The 21,448-nt window shown below is 38.6% G+C and carries 25 protein-coding genes; 14 read left to right on the top strand and 11 right to left on the bottom strand.

All coding sequences use genetic code 11. The annotated features are described in order from the left end of the window. Positions 1-39: 39 nt before the first annotated feature. From FIU87_RS12580 to FIU87_RS12565, 4 genes are all read left to right on the top strand, one after another. Positions 40-738, top strand: a complete 699-nt coding sequence (locus FIU87_RS12580; RefSeq protein WP_152444911.1) for a response regulator transcription factor — start codon at positions 40-42, stop codon at positions 736-738. Then, positions 731-1,735 carry a sensor histidine kinase gene (locus FIU87_RS12575; protein WP_152444910.1) on the top strand — a complete coding sequence of 335 codons (1,005 nt, stop codon included), beginning with the start codon at positions 731-733 and terminating at the stop codon, positions 1,733-1,735. The genes FIU87_RS12580 and FIU87_RS12575 overlap by 8 nt, the downstream gene beginning before the upstream one ends. A gap of 81 nt (positions 1,736-1,816) precedes the next feature. Continuing rightward, positions 1,817-2,587, top strand: a complete 771-nt coding sequence (locus FIU87_RS12570) for an ABC transporter ATP-binding protein (RefSeq protein ID WP_152446550.1) — start codon at positions 1,817-1,819, stop codon at positions 2,585-2,587. Further along, on the top strand, positions 2,577-4,508 hold the full coding sequence (locus FIU87_RS12565) for an FtsX-like permease family protein (RefSeq protein WP_172971050.1): 1,932 nt from the start codon (positions 2,577-2,579) through the stop codon (positions 4,506-4,508). The genes FIU87_RS12570 and FIU87_RS12565 overlap by 11 nt, the downstream gene beginning before the upstream one ends. A 39-nt stretch (positions 4,509-4,547) precedes the next feature. Here the strand turns inward: FIU87_RS12565 and FIU87_RS21245 are convergent, their stop codons facing one another. After that, positions 4,548-4,739: a hypothetical protein gene (locus tag FIU87_RS21245; protein WP_152444908.1), complete on the bottom strand. Its 192-nt coding sequence runs from the start codon at positions 4,737-4,739 to the stop codon at positions 4,548-4,550. Between the two features lie 95 nt (positions 4,740-4,834). Then, positions 4,835-5,536, bottom strand: coding sequence for a DUF459 domain-containing protein (locus FIU87_RS12555; RefSeq protein WP_172971049.1), 702 nt, complete (start codon positions 5,534-5,536; stop codon positions 4,835-4,837). 114 nt (positions 5,537-5,650) lie between these two features. Between FIU87_RS12555 and FIU87_RS12550 the strand changes: the two genes are divergently transcribed. After that, a complete protein-coding gene (locus tag FIU87_RS12550; RefSeq protein ID WP_152444906.1) occupies positions 5,651-6,112 on the top strand; it encodes a YjdJ family protein in 462 nt (153 codons plus the stop codon). A 1,060-nt stretch (positions 6,113-7,172) separates the two neighbouring features. Here FIU87_RS12550 and FIU87_RS12545 read toward each other — a convergent pair. Further along, a complete protein-coding gene (locus FIU87_RS12545) occupies positions 7,173-8,654 on the bottom strand; it encodes a lipase family alpha/beta hydrolase (RefSeq protein WP_152444905.1) in 1,482 nt (493 codons plus the stop codon). A 247-nt stretch (positions 8,655-8,901) separates the two neighbouring features. Here FIU87_RS12545 and FIU87_RS12540 point away from each other — a divergent pair, with 247 nt between their 5' ends. The 3 genes from FIU87_RS12540 to FIU87_RS12530 all read left to right on the top strand — a co-directional run bounded on the left by FIU87_RS12540 (position 8,902) and on the right by FIU87_RS12530 (position 10,910). Next, entirely contained in the window at positions 8,902-9,192 is a 291-nt protein-coding gene (locus tag FIU87_RS12540) for a hypothetical protein (protein WP_152444904.1), read from the top strand. Between the two features lie 12 nt (positions 9,193-9,204). Next, positions 9,205-9,594: a DUF2085 domain-containing protein gene (locus FIU87_RS21560; protein WP_367643889.1), complete on the top strand. Its 390-nt coding sequence runs from the start codon at positions 9,205-9,207 to the stop codon at positions 9,592-9,594. 353 nt (positions 9,595-9,947) lie between these two features. Then, positions 9,948-10,910: an NAD(P)-dependent alcohol dehydrogenase gene (locus FIU87_RS12530; RefSeq protein ID WP_152444903.1), complete on the top strand. Its 963-nt coding sequence runs from the start codon at positions 9,948-9,950 to the stop codon at positions 10,908-10,910. 300 nt (positions 10,911-11,210) lie between these two features. Here the strand turns inward: FIU87_RS12530 and FIU87_RS12525 are convergent, their stop codons facing one another. Together FIU87_RS12525 and FIU87_RS12520 are read right to left on the bottom strand one after the other, a co-directional pair. Next, the gene (locus tag FIU87_RS12525; protein WP_152444902.1) at positions 11,211-11,948 is read right to left on the bottom strand and encodes a hypothetical protein; all 738 of its coding nucleotides are present in this window, start codon (positions 11,946-11,948) and stop codon (positions 11,211-11,213) included. Continuing rightward, entirely contained in the window at positions 11,941-12,156 is a 216-nt protein-coding gene (locus FIU87_RS12520) for a helix-turn-helix transcriptional regulator (RefSeq protein WP_152444901.1), read from the bottom strand. Before FIU87_RS12520 ends, FIU87_RS12525 begins: the two co-directional genes overlap by 8 nt. 202 nt (positions 12,157-12,358) lie before the next feature. On the opposite strand from FIU87_RS12520, the gene FIU87_RS12515 reads away from it, so the two are divergent. The 3 genes from FIU87_RS12515 (at position 12,359) to FIU87_RS12505 (ending at position 13,799) form a co-directional block, all read left to right on the top strand. After that, on the top strand, positions 12,359-12,832 hold the full coding sequence (locus FIU87_RS12515; RefSeq protein ID WP_152444900.1) for a GNAT family N-acetyltransferase: 474 nt from the start codon (positions 12,359-12,361) through the stop codon (positions 12,830-12,832). A 79-nt stretch (positions 12,833-12,911) separates the two neighbouring features. Next, complete coding sequence (locus FIU87_RS12510) at positions 12,912-13,232, top strand: hypothetical protein (protein ID WP_152444899.1); 321 nt, start codon at positions 12,912-12,914, stop codon at positions 13,230-13,232. Positions 13,233-13,322: 90 nt separating this feature from the next. Continuing rightward, entirely contained in the window at positions 13,323-13,799 is a 477-nt protein-coding gene (locus FIU87_RS12505; RefSeq protein ID WP_152444898.1) for a DUF4367 domain-containing protein, read from the top strand. A gap of 45 nt (positions 13,800-13,844) precedes the next feature. Here the strand turns inward: FIU87_RS12505 and FIU87_RS12500 are convergent, their stop codons facing one another. Beyond that, positions 13,845-15,176, bottom strand: a complete 1,332-nt coding sequence (locus FIU87_RS12500) for an alanine/glycine:cation symporter family protein (RefSeq protein ID WP_152444897.1) — start codon at positions 15,174-15,176, stop codon at positions 13,845-13,847. Between the two features lie 50 nt (positions 15,177-15,226). Beyond that, positions 15,227-15,856 (bottom strand): LysE family translocator, encoded by a 630-nt coding sequence (locus FIU87_RS12495; RefSeq protein ID WP_253905407.1) that lies wholly within the window; start codon positions 15,854-15,856, stop codon positions 15,227-15,229. 125 nt (positions 15,857-15,981) lie between these two features. On the opposite strand from FIU87_RS12495, the gene FIU87_RS21240 reads away from it, so the two are divergent. Beyond that, positions 15,982-17,052: a YqcI/YcgG family protein gene (locus FIU87_RS21240; protein ID WP_152444896.1), complete on the top strand. Its 1,071-nt coding sequence runs from the start codon at positions 15,982-15,984 to the stop codon at positions 17,050-17,052. 44 nt (positions 17,053-17,096) lie between these two features. Here FIU87_RS21240 and FIU87_RS12485 read toward each other — a convergent pair whose 3' ends face one another. After that, positions 17,097-17,477 (bottom strand): hypothetical protein, encoded by a 381-nt coding sequence (locus FIU87_RS12485; protein ID WP_253905406.1) that lies wholly within the window; start codon positions 17,475-17,477, stop codon positions 17,097-17,099. Between the two features lie 125 nt (positions 17,478-17,602). Between FIU87_RS12485 and FIU87_RS12480 the strand changes: the two genes are divergently transcribed. Next, positions 17,603-18,229, top strand: coding sequence for a nitroreductase family protein (locus tag FIU87_RS12480; RefSeq protein WP_152444895.1), 627 nt, complete (start codon positions 17,603-17,605; stop codon positions 18,227-18,229). Between the two features lie 290 nt (positions 18,230-18,519). Here the strand turns inward: FIU87_RS12480 and FIU87_RS12475 are convergent, their stop codons facing one another. Next, positions 18,520-19,305 carry an alpha/beta hydrolase gene (locus tag FIU87_RS12475; protein ID WP_253905405.1) on the bottom strand — a complete coding sequence of 262 codons (786 nt, stop codon included), beginning with the start codon at positions 19,303-19,305 and terminating at the stop codon, positions 18,520-18,522. Between the two features lie 78 nt (positions 19,306-19,383). Here FIU87_RS12475 and FIU87_RS12470 point away from each other — a divergent pair, with 78 nt between their 5' ends. Further along, positions 19,384-19,914: a GNAT family N-acetyltransferase gene (locus tag FIU87_RS12470; protein WP_152444894.1), complete on the top strand. Its 531-nt coding sequence runs from the start codon at positions 19,384-19,386 to the stop codon at positions 19,912-19,914. Between the two features lie 42 nt (positions 19,915-19,956). On the opposite strand, the gene FIU87_RS12465 is transcribed toward FIU87_RS12470, so the two are convergent. Both FIU87_RS12465 and FIU87_RS12460 read right to left on the bottom strand, forming a co-directional pair. Next, positions 19,957-20,382: a DUF2383 domain-containing protein gene (locus FIU87_RS12465; protein ID WP_152444893.1), complete on the bottom strand. Its 426-nt coding sequence runs from the start codon at positions 20,380-20,382 to the stop codon at positions 19,957-19,959. A gap of 90 nt (positions 20,383-20,472) precedes the next feature. Next, positions 20,473-21,378, bottom strand: coding sequence for an alpha/beta hydrolase (locus FIU87_RS12460; RefSeq protein WP_253905586.1), 906 nt, complete (start codon positions 21,376-21,378; stop codon positions 20,473-20,475). Between the last annotated feature and the right edge of the window lie 70 nt (positions 21,379-21,448).

Genomic DNA, 21,448 nt, shown 5'->3' with positions numbered 1-21,448 from the left:
AATATATACATACAACATAATGAACTAAGGTGAGTAACCATGAAAATCTTTCTTGTAGAAGACGACAATCAATTGAGTAAGTTAGTTAGTGAGCATTTACAAAAATACGGGTACGAGGTACAGGTCCCTGCAGATTTTCAAAATATAGTGGAGAATTTTTCAGATTTTGAACCGGATCTTGTTTTATTAGATATTAATCTTCCTTACTATGACGGATTTTTTTTATGTCGAAGCATAAGACAAGTTTCTAATGTCCCTATCATTATCATCTCAGCAAGAAATTCAAATATGGATCAGGTGCTAGGCATGGAACTAGGTGCAGATGATTATATTACGAAGCCATTTACTTTCGATATCTTACTCTCGAAAATCAAAGCTACCTTCAGAAGAGTGTACGGTGAGTATGCAGAAAAAGAGGAACGTTGCCTAGTTGTTGGTCAGCTGAAACTAGACAAACAAGCACTTACCATAAATGTGAAAGACAACACAATCGAATTAAGTAAAAATGAATTTTTATTAGTGAAAAAGCTAATGGAACAGCATAAAACGTTTGTCACTCGCGAAGAAATGATGGAGATCGTATGGGATTCTATTCATTTTGTAGACGATAACACGTTAACGGTGAATATGACGAGAATCAAGAGAAAGCTAGCAAGCCTTGGACTAGAAAATGTTATCACTAGTAAAAGAGGAGTGGGCTACAAGCTGATTGTGCCTGTTGGTATCACACATGGATAGAGAAATAGTAAAGCGCTATCTAAAAGATAGGTTCTTTGCGATAATCATGTTTTTGGTTAGTAACCTCTCCATCATTATGTTCTTTCACTTATCAGAGCCCTCCAATAAAGAGGTAGTTTATCCCTTTATTCTAGGAATCTTTTTTTTGACATTCTTTCTTTTAGTGGATGGATTTCGGTACTATCAAAGTAACAAGGCTGTAAGTCAGCTTCTTCTCGGACAGTTTTCAGAGCTTCAAGCAATAACAGAAGAGCAGAAATTATTTATTGAACTTCTTCATAAGAATTCAGAGGCCTATTCAAAAGAGAAGAATGAACTAGTAGAAACAAATAAAGAACGCTTGTATTTTCTTTCTCACTGGATGCATCATTTGAAAACACCAGTTTCTGTCATAGATTTGCATATTCAAAATGAATCAAATGACCCTGAAAAATGGACGGGCATTCAAAAGGAAAACAAACGACTTCTAAAAACAATAGAGCAAGGACTAACAATGATTCGTATGGATAGTTTTGAAAATGATCTAGCGATTGAGAAAGTAGACATAGTCAAAAGCATTCGTGCGATGATCAATCAACATAAAAGTGAATGTATTCACCATTCTGTCTTTCCGGTAGTACTCAGCAAGCAGCCAACCGTTCATGTTCTTACAGATGCCAAATGGAATAATGTTATGTTAGACCAATTAATTTCCAATGCCATCAAATACTCTATCTCAAAAAAAGGTAACAAAAAAATGACGATTGAGATAGAGAGTACACCAGATGATGTATTGCTCTCGATTCATGACGAGGGTATGGGAATTCCAAGTTATGACTTAGAAAGAGTGTTTTCCCCATTCTTTACTGGTGAGAATGGAAGAAAAGTGCCAAACTCCTCAGGCATTGGCCTATACTTATGTAAAAAAATCGCAGAAAAATTAAATCATACGATTCATATACAGTCTGAACTAACCAATGGAACGACAGTCTCGATTAAATACCTTACAAAACTGTAAGGTATTTTTCCTATTGGTCGATGGTTGCAAACGAGATAAAAGACTACGATAGAAGCATCAATAGAGTGGAGGCAAAAAATGATGTCAGAATATATTTTACAAGCCAATAACATTGTCAAAATATTTGGCCAAGCAAGCGGAGAAGGGACAACAACTGCAGTCGATGGGATAGATTTAGCGATGAAGCAAGGGGAGTTTGTCGCCATCATGGGGCCTTCTGGGAGTGGGAAAACAACCTTGCTACACCTGCTTGGTGGAATCGATAAATTAACCTCTGGAGAAGTGCTCATAGAAAGGAGAAATCTTCAAGAGATGAAAGGAGATGAGCTTGCGGTTTTTCGCCGTCAAAAACTAGGCTTTGTGTTCCAGGATTTTAACCTGCTTGATAGCTTAACTATTCGCGAAAACATCCTCGTACCTATGGTGTTAGAAAACAAATCAATAGAGGATATGAACACAAAGGTATCCCAACTAGCTAACTTGTTTGGTATTGAGGATATATTGGAAAGGTATCCTTTTCATGTTTCTGGTGGGCAAATGCAGCGGGGGGCTGTAAGCAGAGCACTCGTGAACGAGCCGAGTATCTTACTTGCGGATGAGCCTACAGGTAATTTAGACTCGAAATCTTCCGCCGTTATTATGGAATGCTTTGAAAAAGTGGTGAATGAAATAGGGACGACAGTACTTGTAGTAACGCATGATGTTTTTGCAGCAAGCTATTGCAGAAAGATCATTTTTATAAAGGATGGCGCCGTTCATTCCACCCTCATTCGTAAAGGTGACAGAAAGCAGTTTCTTCATCAGATTATGGATAGTCTTGCGGTTCTTGGAGGAAGAAAGCATGACTTTTAAACAATTAGTATGGAAGATGGCAAAAAGCAATAAACAAAAATATATCTTTTACTACTTTTGCAACAGCTTTGCCGTCATGTTCTTCTTTCTATTTGCCACGATATACTTCAATGAAGCAATTCTGGCAACAAAAGAATTAGAAAGTATAGAAGATGTATTAATCATTCCTGGAGTGGCGTTAATTTTTTATACGATATTTTTTATACATTATGCTCATCGCATATTTATTAAAAGAAGAAAGAAAGAATTCAGTCTGTTTATGACCCTTGGTATGTCAAATAGAGACGTTCTCAAGCTCTTGTTAATGGAAAATAGCATGATAGCCTGTACAGCCTTAGTTACAGGAATCTTAGCAGGAACTGTACTTTCTCGATTAGTATTTTTAATACTAATCAACAGCGTTGGCCTGGATAGAGTTCCCTTTCACTTATCTTTTCCTATGTTTTCATACACCGCACTGACATATTTGTTGGTTTTTATTATTTCAATAGCAATGACTAGCTACACTCTCCTTTCAAGCTCTTTAACGGTAAACTTGAAAAGTGATCGGTATGTTGAAAATTTCAAGAATAGAAGCCCTCTTTTAGGCGCGTTTGGCATCTGTCTTGTAATTGGCTCCTCCATCTCATTGTATATAACGTTTTTAAATCCTGAGAATCAAAATGATAGTGATGGATTATTTTTGTTAATTTGGACTATCGCTATTATCGGTGGTCTCTACATCGCACTATCTCAGTGTATGAGTTTTATGGTTGATGTGGCGAAAAAATTTCCCTCCTATTATTTTAAGCGAGTGTTGTTTTTTAGTAGTCTGGAAAACAAATTTGGGAATATGACTGCTATCATGTTACTTGTTTCGGTCATGAGTATGGTGACTATTTTTTACACGTCGATGGTTTTGTTCTTTGTGGGATATGAAAAAGAACAGGTTCTAAATCGTAATCCCTATGATGTTGTCTACATTCAATCAGGATTAGATAACAACCTTTCAGATGAAGAGATACATCAGATAGTAGATAAAAAGAACAATCCACTAACCAAATACGATAAGATAAGAGGATTTTTCTACGAGGAAAAGGATTTGTATTATGAGGACGTCTACTACACTTTCTTTTTTCTGCCGTTCTCTGATTTTACACGGATCACAAATTATCAAGGCACTTTGGATGATAACGAATACATTTACTATATCAATGAAAATCCAGACTATGCCTACATGGATGAAAGCTACAGCAATGGAATTGAGATAACCAGTAACGAAAGGGAATTTCATTACTCATTAAAGGATTCACATATAAAAACAGCTCTAAATCTCTACCACACCAATTATTTAGTCGTAACAGATAGCGAATTTGAAAGCCTCCGTGCTACTCTCTCTGGAATGAACATGACCTTTCATCTCCTAAATATAAAGGATTGGCAAAAAAGTGAAAGAATGGTGGAGGAGCTTCGTGGAGCATTGAAGTTACAAGAGGACAGCAAATTTGGCGATTATGTATATTCAAAAATAGAAGATTATAACCGAACCATCTATTCCAATTCCATCATGTTTTTTGTTACGGTCTTTGTTGGAGTCTTGTTCTTCTTGGGATCTTTCTTTCTCTTATATTTAAATGTCTTTTCTAATATCGAACAAGAGAAGGAGCGGTTCCAAAAATTACACAAAATTGGAATCACTAAAAAAGAAATAAAACAGCTCGTCAACAAAGAACTAAGGATGCTGTTTTTCTTTGCGCCCATTCTTGGAAGCTGCTTAGCATTTGTATATATTCTTACCTTTGCGAAAGATGGTGGGGGATTAATGGAGAACCTTAACATGCTTTGGTCATTCCTTATCATGTCAGGCTCATATCTGTTTATTCAAGTCCTTTATTATTTTTATGCCAGTAAAAAAATGATGGAGAAGCTAAAGTTTCATTGAAAGGAAAAAGACGGGGGATGGAGGTCCTCCGTCTGAGGATTAAAAAGGTGCTTCAAGTCCTTTATTATTTTTATGCAAGTAAAAAAATGATGGAGAAGCTAAAGTTTCATTAAAAGGAAAAAGACGGGGGATGGATTTCCCCCGTCTGAAAATTAAAAAGGTGCTATCAACAACAAGGAAAAAGTCGGTTTTAAGATTTTTTTCAATTTTTAAGCGAAGAAAAATTGCCATGAATTTAATACTTTTCTATGGAAAGAGCACGACAGCAACTATTATTTGTGTTTCATAACTATACGCAGTAGCCTCAAAGTTTGCGAAAACAGCCTTTAAAAATCAAATTCCTTCACAATCCGCTCGGTTATTTTTTGATACCCTTTTTCATTCGGATGCAAGGCATCACTAAAATACTCCGTCGATTTTTCCTTTAAAATATGATTAGTTGAGATAAATTTTACTTTGTCATATTTTTTTACTACCTCTAGACTGTTACGATTCCAGCGTTCTATAATACGTTCAATCTGTGTAGAGTCTGGATAAGGATTATAGAGTCCAAGAAATAGAATAGGAGAGGAGGGGTTTTCCTTTCGTATCCTTGTTAAAATCTGCTCGATGTTTTCTTCATAATTTTTCGCTCCAGCTGCAATTTTCTTTTCATCTATTCCACTGAGATCTCCACCATTGCTTTGCAGCAGATCATTGGTACCAATAAAAAGAATAATATAATCTGCCTTTTGAAGATCCTGCGACACATTGGTGAGGTTCACCTGCTTCACCACGCCATCACTTTCCTGGCCACGAATCGCATAATTTTTCACTCTCACCACTATATTTTTTTCTTCTTCTAGAAGTCCTTCCAAGTTGTCAATATATCCTTGGCCACCATCATCTCCCACACCATGAGTAAGGGAGTCACCAAGGGCCACCATGCTCTCTTCTTTCCCAGTTGGGTTTTCCTTTTTATGAAACATTGCTGAAGAAATAAGTACAATTACTAAAAGTACTGTTACTAAGATGAAAGATCTTTTCATAGCTGTCCTCCTCATAGGAATTGGTGTTCCCTTTTTGGTTTTAAAATAAACAAATGGGTAGTGAAACTTTTTCATGTTGTTTATCGTTAAAGACGTAGAGGGGAGAGCGTAGGGATGACTAGAGTAATCTTATTTGGTATTAGCGTTATGTTTTTTGGTGCTTCAACAGTTGCTGCATGGTATCAAGGAAGCAATTTAGTGGATAGCCAATCAGAATGGAAGTATACAGCGGTGTTCTCAAAATGGCTGAATGGTACGGATTTGACGGCTGAGAATATCTCACAGCTAGATTTTTTTGTCTATTCCGTAAAATATCAGCCTGTGTTTCCGGTAATCATGTTGATTAGTTTTGTTTATATCCTGATTGCGTTAGGTGAGCGACTGTTAAAGAGGGGAGCATCTCTGTTCATTGGTGCGGTGGCGTTGTGCTTGTTTGTTGGAGCGGTGGTGGTGTCGAGATCTCCGACAGATGGTGCTAAGTTATTTATGGTAGCCCTGATTGGTGTTGGGGTTTGTTTGATTGGGTATTTGGTTTGGTTGTGGAAGTCCAAGAAAGTCGATGAGTTGTTAACATAGCAGCTGAATGAGGACAACAAGGGCCAATAAGGTTCTGGGGAAGTCTTCATAGAGGATGAATGAGGACAACAAAGCTCAAGAAAGCCGTGTGGATGTCTTCATAGAGGCTGAATGAGGACAACAAAGCCTAAGAAAGCATGTGGGAAGTCTTCGTAGAGGCTGAATGAGGACAACAAGGGCCAATAAAGTTCTGGGGAAGTCTTCATAGGGGCTGAATGAGGACAACAAAGCTCAAAAAAGGGGTAGAGTTGTCTTCATAGCGTTTGAATGAGGACAACAAAGCTCAAAAAAGGTGTAGAGTTGTCTTCATAGAGGCTGAATGAGGACAACAAGGCCCAATAAAGGCGGAGAGTTGTCTTCATAGAGGCTGAATGAGGACAACAAAGCCCAATAAAGGCGGAGAGTTGTCTTCATAGAGGCTGAATGAGGACAACAAAGCTCAAAAAAGGTGTAGAGTTGTCTTCATAGAGGCTGAATGAGGACAACCAAGCTCAAAAAAGGTGTAGAGTTGTCTTCATAGAGGCTGAATGAGGACAACCAAGCTCAAAAAAGGTGTAGAGTTGTCTTCATAGAGGCTGAATGAGGACAACAAAGCCCAATAAAGGTGTAGAGTTGTCTTCATAGAGGCTGAATGAGGACAACAAAGCTCAAAAAAGGTGTAGAGTTGTCTTCATAGAGGCTGAATGAGGACAACAAAGCCGAATAAAGGTGTAGAGTTGTCTTCATAGAGGCTGAATGAGGACAACGAGGCCCAAGAAAGGTGTAGAGTTGTCTTCATAGAGGTTGAATGAGGACAACAGAGCTCAAAAAAGGTGTAGAGTTGTCTTCATAGAGGCTGAATGAGGACAACAAAGCTCAAAAAAGGTGTAGAGTTGTCTTCATAGGGGCTGAATGAGGACAACAAGGCCCAAGAAAGCAGGAGAGAAGTCTTCATAGAGGCTGAATGACCACATCAACATTAAAAATCCAATTTTGGTGTTAAATATCTGCAAATTGCCGCTGCCTCTAAACCATAAATAGGGCAGCAGCAGAAAAATTACCTAAAATAAAAATTGATCAATTAATACACTTTCCCGTCCTTATTCACATAAACAGATTTAACAATTGTCCGTTCAAACGGGTTGCCATTCTTTGTGGTTCCCCTCACATCAAGCGTCATAGTATACACTCCTGTGCCTTTAAAATTCGGGGTTACTTTCCCATGTCCAGCAACCTTCATACCAAACGCAGTGTGAGGCTTTCCGTCCTTATTTATTTTTACATCTACTTTCATATCCTTGACTTTTTGCCCTTTATTTTTCAGCTCAAAAGTATTTTCCTCAAGTACAACATCCTCATTCAATTCTGTATGATATCCCACTGTCATTAGATAAGCGGCTTTGTTTTTGCTTACCTTCACCGTCCATTCCCCCTGTTCAGGAGTAGGAATTTGGAAGGTGTGGTGATGACCACCTTTAAAAATGCCTTGGTCCTCAGCATGAACAAAGTTCGTATATACTTTCCCAGATGGGCTAATGACTTTGATTTTCTGCGTTCGCTTGTCACTTAGCCAATCTAGATCTATTTTTTGAACGTTTTCCTCTACCAAAAAGGTTTCTTTTGCGCTGTTAGTGAATGTGCCACCTCGATTGAAGGCACTAATGTTTACCGGTTCTTCTTCAAAATAATCAACAGAAGCTGCAACCTCTGCAGATGCAATTCCTGCTGCTTTAGTGGTTGTCAGGTATGGTCGGAAATATTGAAAGGTTCCACCCTCTCGTACAGTGGTGTGATTCCAATTACTCACCCGTATTTCTGTGCTATAAGGAAGACGTGAGCTTGCAACAGTTACAGCTCCATCATTAGATCCATAAGCACTTAAGTATAGGCCACCCCAATAAAGGGAGGAACCGAAGCTGCCCCAGCTCGTTCCTGCCAAAGTATAGATACGGTTGCGAGAACGATTTGCGTGTTGATCTATCTGCGGACGATAGCTATTCATATAACCTGTTTGCAAGGAGTACGTTGCTGCATTTTTACTGCCTAAAATACTTGAAAGCCAGCTTGCCCAGCCGCTATAAGCAAGGTCAGCGAGCTGAGAGCCGAAATGCGGGGAAGACAAGGTGATGAGGTTAGAAACATAAGGGTATGCGCCGTAATGAACAAGGGCATTTTGGGCATCAATGCCGCCTTTACTATGTGCAATGATGACGATTTTCTTTTGACCAAAATGATTATAGATATCACGAACACGATTGTTAATGATTGCTCCGTTATCCCACATATTTTTATCAGGATGAATATCAATAAAAGCTGTTTGATAACCGTTACTTAATGCTGTTTGATACATATTGTTATTTTCCCACCACGTGCGGGAGGAACTATTGATGCCATGCACAAATACAAGCACAGGTTTGTTGGGGTCAACAAATCCAGGTGTATCTCCAACATACCATTGACCTGGAACGCCACCTGGATTATCTTTTCCACCGATGGTCCCAGCGTTTACTGAAGCAGGTAAAACTAAAAGAATAGTAAGCATTAACATCACCAACCTTTTCATTCCAACACTCCCTCTAAATAATTTAGGGGATATACTCCCCATCTATTCTATCGGAAAAGAGGAGAGATTAAGAATGAATTTTCTGAAAATGAGCATGAGGTAGGAGTGTATCACCATACTTAATAGGAAAAAGGATAGCTTTTCGACATATTCAAGCAGGAATTTCTCGTGCAGGAAAGAAATGTATGTAATGTGAAAGAAAAAGGTAGTACTTACTATCCAGAAAATACAGAAGAGGGAGAAAAGGATGATTTTTGTTATTTGGGCATTGTATTTGATTCTGTCATTAGGCAGTATTTACACCATTGTTGAAGCAGGGTCTTCAACGGAAATGGTAATTGGCGTTATCTTACTTATCATAAGTACCATTGGATTTATTGCGGCCTTACTTTATTACAAAAAGAAACGTGAAAAAAAGAATCGAGATAGCAGTTGGTGGGACTGCTGGTATTGTGATATTCCATTCTCGGGATCAACTGGTTCAGGGAAATCTAGCAGCATGGATTGCACAGATTTTGACTGCAATCCATTTAACTAAGGTGAAATTACGATGCTAGCATTAATGAAATCATTTTTTACTTTGGAGTTCTTTCCATGTCATCGCAGACGGGAAAGGTCCTTGGTTATCAGAGGAAAACAGTTTCCTATTTGTTATCGGTGCATGTCTATCCTTTTAGGGTATCTAGTAATCTTTCCGTTGTTTTTTATAGCTAGTACCCTATCATTTCTTGTAATGATAATTATAGGGTTTGCACTCATTTTTCCAATGGTATTGGACGGCTACACCCAGTGGAAGGGCTGGCGAATGAGCAATAATTTTCTTCGTGTTCTAACAGGATTGGTGAGCGGAGTGGGGATGTCTTTTATCATGGTAGCATGTATTGTTCAATTTCCGCGAGGTGTGAAGGCTGTTGCTGTTATGATTGAGGGTATTATTTAATAGAAAGGGTGAGGCTATGAGAAAGTTTCCTATGTCTCACCTATTTTCCGTTATGGTCGATTTTATAAGAATTGGAGGATGCGTACTCTCCATTCTTTTTATTTTAAGGCTATGTTAAAAAAGCATGTTCTTAACATGAGTTTCTAGCAGTTGATTGGAGTCAATGGCAGACACTCTTCTCGGAGTGACCCAGCAGGGCATGCCCGAGGAGGCTTACAAATCGCCCCGCGGACGCGGAGTCAATTTGCGGAAATCAACAGCGAAATTAAACAAAGCCTATTTTAAATAGATATTTTATATGTAGAAGACATATTCATAGATAGACAAGATTAGTGGAAGGGGAGAAGCAGCTAATGAAAGCCGTTGTTTATTCTAAATATGGACCACCGGAGGTACTTACATTAACGACTTTAGATAAACCTAAACCGAAAAACAATGAAATCCTCATTAAGGTAGCTGCAAGTGCAGTAAACGCAGCAGATTGGCGACTTCGCAAAGCTGAACCTGCTTTAGTAAGGTTTTTCTTTGGATTAACCAAACCAAAGCAACCGGTTCTTGGTGGTGTATTTTCAGGTGAAGTAGTGGAAACAGGTACGAATGTATCTCGTTTTAAAAAGGGAGATCAAGTATTTGGGTCAGCTGGCTTAAAAATGGGTGGTTATGCAGAGTATATTTGTATTCCTGAAACTGCTATATTATCTGAAAAACCTGTCAGCCTCACTTATCAGGAAGCATCATGTATTCCTTTCGGTGGAACAACTGCCATTTACTTTTTGAAAAAAGCAGGTATCCAAAAAGGGCAAAAAGTCCTCATTTATGGAGCATCCGGAGCGGTTGGAACTGCAGCAGTCCAGCTTGCTGTGCATTTTGGTGCTGAAGTAACGGGAGTTTGTAGCACTGCGAATCTAGAAATGGTTCGCGAGATTGGCGCAAAAAAAGTGATAGATTACTTGAAGGATGACCTAACTGCGTCGTTAGAAAGATATGATATCATCTTTGATACGGTAGGAAAAATGCCATATCAGGCACTCAAAGCAAGCCTAAAAGAAAAGGGAACTCTAATTTTATGTGGTGCCGGCCTTGGACAAATGACTCAAGGACAGTGGCTAAAATTACGGCATGGGATAAATGTTCTCGCTGGAGTTGCAAGGGAGAGACAGGATGATCTCCACTATTTGACGGCATTAGCGGAGCAAGGGGAATGGAAGGTTGTAATGGACAAATCATATAAGTTGGAGGAGATTGTGGAGGCACATCGGTATGTGGAACAAGGGCATAAGAAGGGAAATGTGGCAATTGTTGTGGGAGAGGAATAGCACTATTGAAGGCTATCTGCATGCTAAATTGCAGATAGCCTTTATCGGAAGCTTCGTTTGGCCAGTATAGAGGGGGGATGATAGAAACATTTGTCAAATGGACTTTATAATTGAATGAGTAGCAAATAAATTAAAAACAGCGCAAATAAACCCCTAGAAAGTGCAAATAAAATAAAAATAGCGCAAATAAAACCAAAACTCCGCAAATATACGTATATATGCTATCGCCACCGAATATCAAATACCACCAAAATACTAAACTTTGGAGTTTATTCTATCCATCCCTCGAGCCCTTACAAATTAGTTGCTTTTTTCACACGAAAACTTTGACAAAGTCCAGAATGTTCCACCTTCGACAATAGCGGTGCCGCCCTTATCCATGCATTCTTCCATGTTTGTTAAAAGATCTTTGGAATTTGTATGTACTTGCACAATTCTACCCACTCCTAAAAATAATAGGAGAGCCAATATTATGATAAACCCTCTCCACACATAAACATTCGCTTTTCTGATATGGGGGATTTCCTTAAATTGATAGCGTCCATTGAAAAACTTCTTCATATCCCAATAAACCATAGCATACTGAGCTATTAAAATAGTGAAAATAGCAAAAATGAAGACAAAGCGGTGCAAAGGGAAAAACATCAACAACACTAACACAGGAAGTACACTAGAATACAGGATGTAGATTTTTTGAGTTACATTCTTGGAAACTTGCTGAAGCATCTCATCATCATCAAGTAGCTCACCTGGTCTAAAAAAAGAAAAGAAAAGTAGTTTTTTATTTGGACTCTTCCTATTGTGGGCTTTAAAACGTACAAAAAATATACCATAAAAAAGAATAAATGAAACCATGCTTATCCCAAGCCATGAAAATGTTGGAAGCTTCCAATTGAATGCACCAGTTTCCGCAATAAATACATCAAATTGAAAAAAAACTAAATTCCAAAATTCAACGGCGTGGTAGGTAAAAAACATCATAAGCACCAATAAACCAATCGTCCAAAGCGGTAACTCCACACGCAAATCCTTATCCATTGTGCTCATCCTCTCCTTCTAACCAAAATAAATCATCCACTTTCACCTGCAAGTGTTTAGCAATTCGCAACGATAATGCAATAGAGGGGGAAAACTCTCCTTTTTCAATAAATCCAATTGTTTGCCTAGTCACTCCAACAAGATTACCAAGATCAGACTGCGAAAAACCATGTCTTGCCCGCAATTCCTTCACTCTATTACGAAGCATATACTCTACTCCTTTTGTTAACTTTACTGTACTAAATGTAAAGTATTATTAACATAATGTCAATAATAAGTAACACATGAAATCCCCCATGTAAAATTTACCTTCACCATACAATTTTTTTAGTAAAATAAAGGGAAGAAGGATTAATAGCTTATTCTGCAGCTATTATTGTCACAAAAATCAAATGTTAGGAGACCTACCCATGCAAATAAAAATAGACAAAATCGAAGAACAAGTTGTTATTGATTTTCTAAAAGATCATATGTACCAGCTTAGCTTAGAATCTCCACCAGAAAGTAATCACTATCTTGGCATTGACGAGTTGAAAAGGGAAGATGTTACTTTTTGGACAGCTTGGGAAGATGGAGAATTGCTCGGCTGTGGCGCGATAAAAGAAATAGAGGCAGGTCATGGAGAGGTAAAATCGATGAGAACTTCTTCCAAGCATTTGAGAAAAGGTGTAGGGAAGCAAATTCTCCTCAGAATCATCGAATCTGCTAAACTACGAGGATATCATCGAATTAGTCTTGAAACAGGCTCTCTACAAGCATTTATTCCTGCTCAAAAATTATATGAAAGCTGTGGTTTTACATATTGTGCTCCATTTGCTGATTATCAGGAAGATCCTAACTGTGTGTTTATGACATTATTATTGGAAGAAAATTCCGAAAAATAAAAAGGGATTTGTTGATTCTTGCCGAATTTTACTTTAAAAAGAAAAAGTAGTAAAGGTGGAGTTCGTGATAAACATTTCAATGACAGATGTAAAAGTTATTATAGAAAACCAATCGTTCTCAAAGAGGGAACAAAAAATTTTAGAGGTTTTATTATTGAACCTTGCTGCTCAAGCAAACGCCCAAACAATCGGGGAAGGAATGGCGTTAAATCCTTTGGAATTTTTTTCAGAAAAAGGCGAGCTACTCCATTATCGCTTTGCATGGCAAAAAGCAATCACCCAAGAAAAATATTCAGAATTTAAAGAAGGGATTCAAAGAAGGTTTAATAATACATTTAAGATGTGTGAATTACCTCAACCAGAAATTTCTTTCAAGGAAAATGCGTATGCTGAACAATAACAACAAGGGGTTTGCTTTTTAGAAAGTAAGTCTCTTTTTATGAAACATAAAAAAATTTGTTACGTACATATAAGATAAGAGGTGAATCAAATGGTAGTAGATCCTATTGAAAAAAAGCTTCGAGAAACGGATAAAAAGCGAAAGCGACTAACTATTTTAATTTGTGGATTGATTGGGTTATGTGCAATCTTTTACATGATTCGTTTCCCAGTTGCAATGGCAAACTGGATTGTTCCTTTTGAAGTTCAAAATCCGACTTATGTTCCATTGGATGTAGAGAATAGCTATGCTTCTACTGGTGGATGGAATACAGTGCAGATGGTGTATGAAAATGACAATCAGAAAATCAGAATATGGGCTTCGACAAAAGCGGGAACAAGCGCCTCTGAAACTACAGAAAAAGTGATGCTAAACGATGAAAAACAAGCAAATTATTCTGCAGAAGGTCTTTCACAACATCTCTCCTTTAGAAAAGGAGATGTCCTCTATTCAATCGAATATAGTGGAACAGGATTAGTAACAAAAGAAGAATTAATAAAAATGGCCAACTCCATTAACCAAAAATAAAGGAGGGGGATGCAATCATTCCCCTTTTAACCGGTGTCAATATATTCATTTAAAATACGCATCCTTCGCCTTCTTTACCACACCGCTCAATAAGACAATTCCGATGATATTGGGCACTACAATCAGGAATAAGAGTAAATCCAATAACTCCCATACAAATTTCAACCCGCCAACTGCTCCTATCACGATTGCTCCAAGGTACACAAACCGCATGATAAAACGAACTTTTCGCCCAAATAAAAGCTCTGCCTGACTTTCTCCATAAAAAATGATAACACCGACAGTTGCGAGAACAAAAAAGACTAAAAAAATGGAAATGGAATAAGAACTGAGCCAATCTGGCAAGGTGGTTTTGAAAGCGTAAGAAACCATGGAGGCTGCTTTTCCCACTTCAACCTCTTTCCAAACGCCTGTAATCAAAACGGTTAGGCCTGTTAATGTGCATATTAACAGGGTGTCAATCATTACTGCAATCATCCCCCAAAACGATTGCCTTACCGGATTATCCGTATCGGCTGAAGCATACGCGATGGCTGACGTCCCCATACCTGCTTCACTTGTATAAAGTCCTCGAGCTAGTCCCCAGCGCAAAGTCTGCACAACCGTAGCACCTGCAAACGTTCCTATTGCAGCTGTCGGAGTAAAGGCATCAGAGAGAATCATGGAAAAGACACTAGGCAACTTGGAAGCGTTCATTACAATGACAAAGAGGGTCAAGCCTACATAGGCAATAACAAAAATAGGGAGGAGCACTGCGCTCAATTTTCCAATCCGTTCAATGCCACCAAAAACAATCACTCCAGTTACAAGGGCTAGGACAATACCAATAATGATGAGGGACACATTATGCTCATGGTGGACCTGTACACTCACGCTGTTTGCCTGCACCATCACACTAGGTACCACTTCTAGCATCAATCCAAAAGCATAAAACCAGGCTAGTTTATCCCATTTTAATCCCTTTGATAAGTAATAAAAGGGTCCTCCAACCCATTTGTCGTCTTTATTTTTTTCTCGAAAAGTGATGCCTAGTACGAGCTCCGAAAAAATGGTGGTCATTCCAATCAAAGCAACAATCCACATCCAAAACAAGGCTCCTGGCCCACCGAACGCAATGGCGACTGGTACACCGACAATGTTTGTTGCTCCGGCTGTTGCAGAAAGTGCAGATGTAAACGCCGCAAAAGGGCTAATTCCACCCCCATGACTTGCCTTTTTTTTACCAAGCTGTCCGATGGTCATTTTGAAAATATGAGGAAAATGAAGAAAAGGAAGAAAGCCCATTCGAAATGTCAAAAAAAGTCCTGCCAACACAAAAAGCGTAATCATTGGGAATCCCCAGATAAATTCAGTAAACGTGGATAGATATTCTTTCATGGATAAGCCCCTCCTCCTTGTTAGCTTTTTCAACAAAGAGGAAAGTATTCTTACAAAACTAAGTCCATAAAGTTTAAGAAAAAGGGAATTGCTGCTGCAATTAGGAGTACACCAGCAATTAAATTGATACTCCTTAATATTTTTTCTTTAATAAAAGCACGAGCAAAATGAACAGTAAATGCCATATTCAAATTCCAAAGAAAAATGCCAAGAAGAATCGAAAGAGAGCCCACCAAAGCAACGTACCACCCTTTTATTGCAAGAGATTGAAGGGCCGACCCAAAAATACCAAACCAAAAAACGAAGTTAATGGGGTTAAACGCGGCAATGGCAAACCCTATGAAAAAAGAATTATTCCCAACTGGTTGTCCAAAATCAAGAATGCGTTTCTTTTTCAGATTTACATAAATCGTCGTGATGCCTAAATATAATAACAAGCTGCTTCCAATTCCATACATGCTGATTTGAACGAGTTCCAGTTGAAGAAACGGACCAAGACCAACTAAAATTCCAAGTAGAAATAAACAATCCGCTGTCATCCCACCAATCCCCACAAGCCAGGACGAGTAAAAACCTGAAGAAATCCCTCTTTTAATTATCTCAAGATTTATCGGACCAACTGGAGCGGCGAGACTAATTCCAAGCACGATAAACTGAAGCGCAATCCAAAAAATGTCCATTCCAAACTCCTCTTCGTAAAGACTTGTCCTTACGAATTATATGAGGACGAGCAACATTTTCATGCATAGGACCGCACATTATTTCGTATCTATTATTATGTATTCATAATCTAAGGGGGAATTGTGTGCAACCAACAGAAGTCAAAAGCTTGTATTCTTTGAAGGACGTTCCTCCATGGGGACATAAGATCTTTGACGATTTTACGAAGGATATGCTCTCCGACCTTCGTCCTTTCCCTTGTGTGCTTGGTGTAGAAGGGTTCAAGCAAGGATCCTTACGCTTTGTATTCATTGATAGTATTTCTTCCGATGAAGCCATGAAAAAGTTGGCCGCAGAGTTGAAAGGATATTTGAAAATCGCCAGAAGCTTAGGGAAAAATACATCTTTCGTTGCTTTTTTCAAGCCAGAAGCCGTCAAAACCTTAAAGGAGTATGAACAACAATTTTGGGAAGTATTAAGCAACCTACATCGTCTAGATGAAATGGAATGGCCACACCATATTCCTACTGATCCCGATCATTATCTTTGGGAATTTTCCTTTTGTGATGAGCCGATGTTTGTTGTTTGTAACACTCCTGCTCACAAAAAAAGAGCAAGTAGAAAGAGCTCTACTTTTATGATTACCTTTCAGCCAAGATGGGTGTTTGATGGAATCAGTGGGGACACCATCGTAGGGAAGCAGTTTAAGAAAATCGTAAGAGAACGTCTCGAGCAGTTCGATGAGGTGGAAGCCCACCCATCGTTAAACTGGTACGGTAATGAGAAAACGAGAGAATGGAGGCAGTATTTTTTAATGGATGACAATCAAACTCAAACAAGTAAATGTCCTTTTCATGCTTCATTGGAGAAAAAGCAAACGAAGGTCACTTACCAAGTAAATCACCTATTTGAGCATTTTAGAGTGGAAGAAGGCGTAGGAGGCACGCTTGATGAAGTAGTGATGGAACTGCTGCCAGTAAAAGGAACAGGGTATGTAGAAGTTCAAAAAGATGAACCGTTTAAAGCGCATCCTGCTCACACTCATCCTACCAACGAAATCCTACATATCCTCTCTGGTTCTGTGTCGATAGAGGTGGGAGGCGAGCTAATCTCCTGCAAGGGCGGGGACAGAATTTATCTTCCTAAAGAAACACATCATGCTTCGTTAGCTGGAATGGATGGATGTCTGTATGTGATTGCGGTGTTAAAAGAATAAAATGAAATTCACCTCCTGTTGAAAATAAGGAGGTGAATTTTTTGTTAATTTACATATATTAATTCTACAGGTCCATGGTCATCGCAATGGTCACCATGTACGTGATGTAATCTTCCGTTTACCAAATAGTCCAGATGATCGCCATGGGGAACCAGTTCATGTCCGCAATCCTTGTCATGGCGACAACCACAATTCATTGGTTTACATTCTGCTGGATTTGTTTCATTCACAGGAATTGTACATTCATCCCAGTGGCCGTTGTGTTCATGGTGCATATGACCATTATGCAAATAATCTATGTGATCACCATGCTTAATTTTTGTATGCCCACAGGACAAGCTATGTTTATGAGGATGATTTTCATGGATTTGATGATCGTTCATTTTTCGCACCTCCTTTACTTTTTCCGTTTTATTCTGTCCCAAAAGTATAGAAATTTTTTCATGAAGAGCAAATAATTGTAAATAATCTTGAAAGCATACATTTTGACATCGAGATTTTATCGTGTTAAATATAATAAGTAACTTTCAAATAAGAAGGAGAGATTCAAATGGCTAACACAACAACTAAATCTGCAATTGATATAATGAAGGAACGTCATTCCGTTCGAAAATACACGAAATTTGAAATGCCACAATCTGATTTAACAGAAATTTTGGAAGCGACCATAACGGCTCCGTCTTCTTGGAACCTACAGCACTGGAAGTTCCTTATCATCCAATCTGACAGCCAAAAAGAAAAGCTGCTTCCTTTAGCATATAACCAACAGCAAGTAGTGGACAGCTCCGTAACTATTGCCATTCTAGGTGATTTGCAGGCCAATGTGAATGCGGAAAAAGTATATGGAGAAGTCGTTAGCAAAGGCTTTATGAAACAAGAAGTAAAAGACATTTTGACTGGCCAAATCAATGGAGCTTACACAAATGAACAATTTGCCCGTGATGAAGCGGTAATGAACAGCTCCCTAGCAGCCATGCAATTGATGCTTGCCGCAAAAGAAAAAGGCTATGACACAGTTCCAATGGGCGGCTTTGATCGAGCAGCATTCGTAAAAGAATTTAACGTACCAGATCGTTACATCCCAGTAATGCTCATCTCAGTTGGAAAAGCAGATGCTGAAGCACACGGCACACTGCGTTTCCCATTGGATGAAGTTATTGCATATGAGACGTTTTAAGTAATGGTGGGGCTCACTCTTTTTTGGAGTGGGTCTTATTTTTACTTTTGGAAAAAGAAGCAGATCCTCGTTTTTTTGTCTACCTGAAGGAAAGAAAGAAAATCGATGAAAAGCGTGTGCCTATTGATCGGAAGAGGCGAGGGAACCTATTGAAATGATGGATAGAGCCAGTCTCTACATCAAAAAACTCCCTCCAAGCAAGAAAAGTGATGTCTAAAGCTTGCCTCTTCATCAAAAAACAAGCAGCAAGCGAGACAACAGTCATCTATAGCTAGCCCTTAACCCCACTCTCACTCATACAAATATCCAAAAATCATAGGCAGTCTTTCCCGCCATGCAGCCTCGTTATGTACGGCGTCCTCCACAATTTCAAAACGGACATTTTCCACCTTTGAAGCCAAAATATCATATACCGCCTGACTGGAATCCACATAGATTTGATGATTGATAAAGGAAGTATCTTCTTTTGTTCCAATGTCCATATAAAAACGTTCTAAGGCGAATAAGTCACTTTGACCTACATATTCCTCTATTTCTTTCTGGTTAATCCAATAAGCAGAAGAGATAGAAGCTACCTTCTTATAAATTTCAGGGTATTTACATGCGGCATAGGTTGAAATTAATCCTCCCATGGAGCTACCGGCCAACGCAGTTTCATTGGGGAGTGTTCGGTACTTTTCATCAATGAACGGCTTCAGTTCGTGGGTGATGTAGTCAATATATTCCTTTCCTTTCCCACCTTTTAAATTCTCATCATTGAACAAGCGTTGACCGAGTTCCTTATTTTCCCACGGTGCATATTCGTTAAAGCGTTCAAATCCTTCTTGATTGCAATCAATCCCAACTACGATTAACTCCAGGTCAGGCTTATTTTCCAAATACTCTTTGATCCCCCAGCTAACCCCGAAGCTTGCCTCCTCATCCAAAAACAAATTCTGCCCATCATGCATATATAAAACAGGGTATTTTTTATCGGATTGATGATAGTTCTGTGGTAATAGCACACTTATTCTTCTGTTCAATTGAAAAGGGGTAATGGTCACATGAAAATACTCTATCACAACGTTCACTCCCATATAGTTTCCTACTATTATATTAAATTTTCCAAAAAACAGATATACTAGATTATTATAAGGATAAAAGAGGCGATTACTATGCTTGACATCGAAATTAGAAGGCCAACAAAGGAGGATGTAGAAAACTTACATCAATTTTTCACAATAGTTATCACGGATACGTTCCAAAAAGAGGGCATTGGTGACCAAGTGTACGATATTCAACAAGAAATCGAAACTAAAAAGGCTTACATAAAAAGTGATCTAGAAAGTGGGGGAAACAAACGTTATTTTCTCATCGCTACTTTACATAACGAAATTATCGCTTCCATAGAATATGGACCTGTTAGTGAATTAATCATTGAATGCACACATGGTGCTTTTCAAGATTTAATAGAAGTGGGAACCGTCTTTGTTCATCCAAACCATCAACGGCAGGGAATTGGAGTCAGGATGCTTGAAGCGATGAATCAGCAGTTGAAAAAACAAGGAATTCGCGAGTATTGTCTCGATAGTGGGTATAAAACGGCGCAACAGATTTGGCAAAATATGTTTGGAGTTCCTGATTACTTGATGAAGGATTATTGGGATGAAGGATTCCACCATATGATATGGAAAATTAAAATCTAGATAAAAGAAAGGGAGAGCTGGTGTGCAGACTCTCCCTTTGAATTATTTTAGGTGCTTTCTTAACAACTGAATATGCTTTTGATGCTCCTGTAAAATAGCGGCGACCATATTTCTGCTTTCAAGGTCAAGGTCGCCTTTTACAAACTCTGCCATCATTTCTGAACCGAACTCTTCCCCATGTATGGCACCTTCCACAATGGATTTCCTATCTTTTGGATACCCTTTTACCTGCTGAAGTCGTTCTTGGAATTCTCCAACCAATCCTACATCATCCACTGCTGTGCCACCTAAATTTTGGATGTGCTCTGCTACAAAAATGGCGTGCATTTTATGATTTTGTTGGATATTTTGTAGCTCTTTTTTTAACTCAGCATCTTCCGCATGTTGAATGTAATGTTCATATGCATGTATTCCCATAAACTCGCCTTCTAAAAAGGCATTCAGTTCCTTTATCTGCTCGTCCTTCATACCTCAATCCTCCAATCAATATTTATAGGGTTTAATTTTGAAGGAGAATTTATTCAATTAAAAAAGCAGAAAGCCTAATAGCTCCCTGCATTACTCGTTACCAAATCCAATTTCCTCTAAAAACTCATCGATTGCCTTTTCATATTCTTCCCGGTTTTCTGAGTAGCTCATCGCATGCATCCCATTTCTGGCAACGTAGAGCTGCTTTTTTCCTAGTTTTTTCTCAAATAGCTGTTGAGTCATCATCAAGGGAATGAAATCATCGGGCTCACTATGGATGAAGAGAACAGGGTTTTCAATGTTTTCAATAACAGTAATTGGTGAGACATCTCGGATCGAATACTTATCACGAATTCGTAAAAACGTGTTTGCAATAGGCATCACGAGCTGCTTTGGTATGTTAAAATCCGCTTTCAGCCTGTAGGTGAGTTGTTCCTCCAGGTCAGAGAATGGGCAGTCTGCAATATAAAAATCAGCACCGTCCTCAATAGCTCCAGCATACATGAGGAGAGTGGCAGCTCCCATGGATTCTCCGTGAATTCCGATAACGGCATCCTCCACTGCGTGTTCCCTTACCCAATCGACTACAGCTTTTAAGTCATGCTTTTCATAAAATCCGTAACTCGTTGTTTTTCCACCTGATTTTCCGTGACGGCGGTGATCATAGAGAATAACGTTCCAGCCTCGTTTTAAAAAAATATTCATGTACTTAATGGAATTTAACGTGTTTTGTGTTACTCCGTGGCTAAGAATCATATATCGTTTTGATCCTGGTACATCTACCATTTCTCCATAAATGTTATATCCCAATGGAGATTGTATGGTTAGTTCTTTTTTCTGGATTTTTTCATAAAGCTCTTCCTGATAATGACCAAGCAATCTTTCCTTCTCCAAAATTTCTTCATTCGTTTTTTTGCGAATATACATGACTTTATTGGTGAAGAAAATACCAACGAACAAAATATAGGACAATAAAATGCCAAGAACAATGAACACTCTTTTTAGTTGACTCACATGAAAACCTCCATCTAGCTATATGATACATTTTACCATTTGGAAATGCTGG

The organism is Bacillus sp. THAF10 (assembly GCF_009363695.1).
GTDB lineage: Bacteria > Bacillota > Bacilli > Bacillales > Bacillaceae_I > Sutcliffiella_A.
This window is presented reverse-complemented; position numbering and strand designations above follow the sequence as displayed.

Excerpts from the sequence above, each read along its gene's own strand:
- FIU87_RS12580 (WP_152444911.1), top strand. The coding sequence starts at position 40 with ATGAAAATCTTTCTTGTAGAAGACGACAATCAATTGAGTAAGTTAGTT.
- FIU87_RS12575 (WP_152444910.1), top strand. The coding sequence starts at position 731 with ATGGATAGAGAAATAGTAAAGCGCTATCTAAAAGATAGGTTCTTTGCG.
- FIU87_RS12570 (WP_152446550.1), top strand. The coding sequence starts at position 1,817 with ATGTCAGAATATATTTTACAAGCCAATAACATTGTCAAAATATTTGGC.
- FIU87_RS12565 (WP_172971050.1), top strand. The coding sequence starts at position 2,577 with ATGACTTTTAAACAATTAGTATGGAAGATGGCAAAAAGCAATAAACAA.
- FIU87_RS21245 (WP_152444908.1), bottom strand. The coding sequence starts at position 4,739 with ATGGCAATTTTTCTTCGCTTAAAAATTGAAAAAAATCTTAAAACCGAC.
- FIU87_RS12555 (WP_172971049.1), bottom strand. The coding sequence starts at position 5,536 with ATGAAAAGATCTTTCATCTTAGTAACAGTACTTTTAGTAATTGTACTT.
- FIU87_RS12550 (WP_152444906.1), top strand. The coding sequence starts at position 5,651 with ATGACTAGAGTAATCTTATTTGGTATTAGCGTTATGTTTTTTGGTGCT.
- FIU87_RS12545 (WP_152444905.1), bottom strand. The coding sequence starts at position 8,654 with ATGAAAAGGTTGGTGATGTTAATGCTTACTATTCTTTTAGTTTTACCT.
- FIU87_RS12540 (WP_152444904.1), top strand. The coding sequence starts at position 8,902 with ATGATTTTTGTTATTTGGGCATTGTATTTGATTCTGTCATTAGGCAGT.
- FIU87_RS21560 (WP_367643889.1), top strand. The coding sequence starts at position 9,205 with ATGCTAGCATTAATGAAATCATTTTTTACTTTGGAGTTCTTTCCATGT.
- FIU87_RS12530 (WP_152444903.1), top strand. The coding sequence starts at position 9,948 with ATGAAAGCCGTTGTTTATTCTAAATATGGACCACCGGAGGTACTTACA.
- FIU87_RS12525 (WP_152444902.1), bottom strand. The coding sequence starts at position 11,948 with ATGGATAAGGATTTGCGTGTGGAGTTACCGCTTTGGACGATTGGTTTA.
- FIU87_RS12520 (WP_152444901.1), bottom strand. The coding sequence starts at position 12,156 with ATGCTTCGTAATAGAGTGAAGGAATTGCGGGCAAGACATGGTTTTTCG.
- FIU87_RS12515 (WP_152444900.1), top strand. The coding sequence starts at position 12,359 with ATGCAAATAAAAATAGACAAAATCGAAGAACAAGTTGTTATTGATTTT.
- FIU87_RS12510 (WP_152444899.1), top strand. The coding sequence starts at position 12,912 with ATGACAGATGTAAAAGTTATTATAGAAAACCAATCGTTCTCAAAGAGG.
- FIU87_RS12505 (WP_152444898.1), top strand. The coding sequence starts at position 13,323 with ATGGTAGTAGATCCTATTGAAAAAAAGCTTCGAGAAACGGATAAAAAG.
- FIU87_RS12500 (WP_152444897.1), bottom strand. The coding sequence starts at position 15,176 with ATGAAAGAATATCTATCCACGTTTACTGAATTTATCTGGGGATTCCCA.
- FIU87_RS12495 (WP_253905407.1), bottom strand. The coding sequence starts at position 15,856 with ATGGACATTTTTTGGATTGCGCTTCAGTTTATCGTGCTTGGAATTAGT.
- FIU87_RS12480 (WP_152444895.1), top strand. The coding sequence starts at position 17,603 with ATGGCTAACACAACAACTAAATCTGCAATTGATATAATGAAGGAACGT.
- FIU87_RS12475 (WP_253905405.1), bottom strand. The coding sequence starts at position 19,305 with ATGGGAGTGAACGTTGTGATAGAGTATTTTCATGTGACCATTACCCCT.
- FIU87_RS12470 (WP_152444894.1), top strand. The coding sequence starts at position 19,384 with ATGCTTGACATCGAAATTAGAAGGCCAACAAAGGAGGATGTAGAAAAC.
- FIU87_RS12465 (WP_152444893.1), bottom strand. The coding sequence starts at position 20,382 with ATGAAGGACGAGCAGATAAAGGAACTGAATGCCTTTTTAGAAGGCGAG.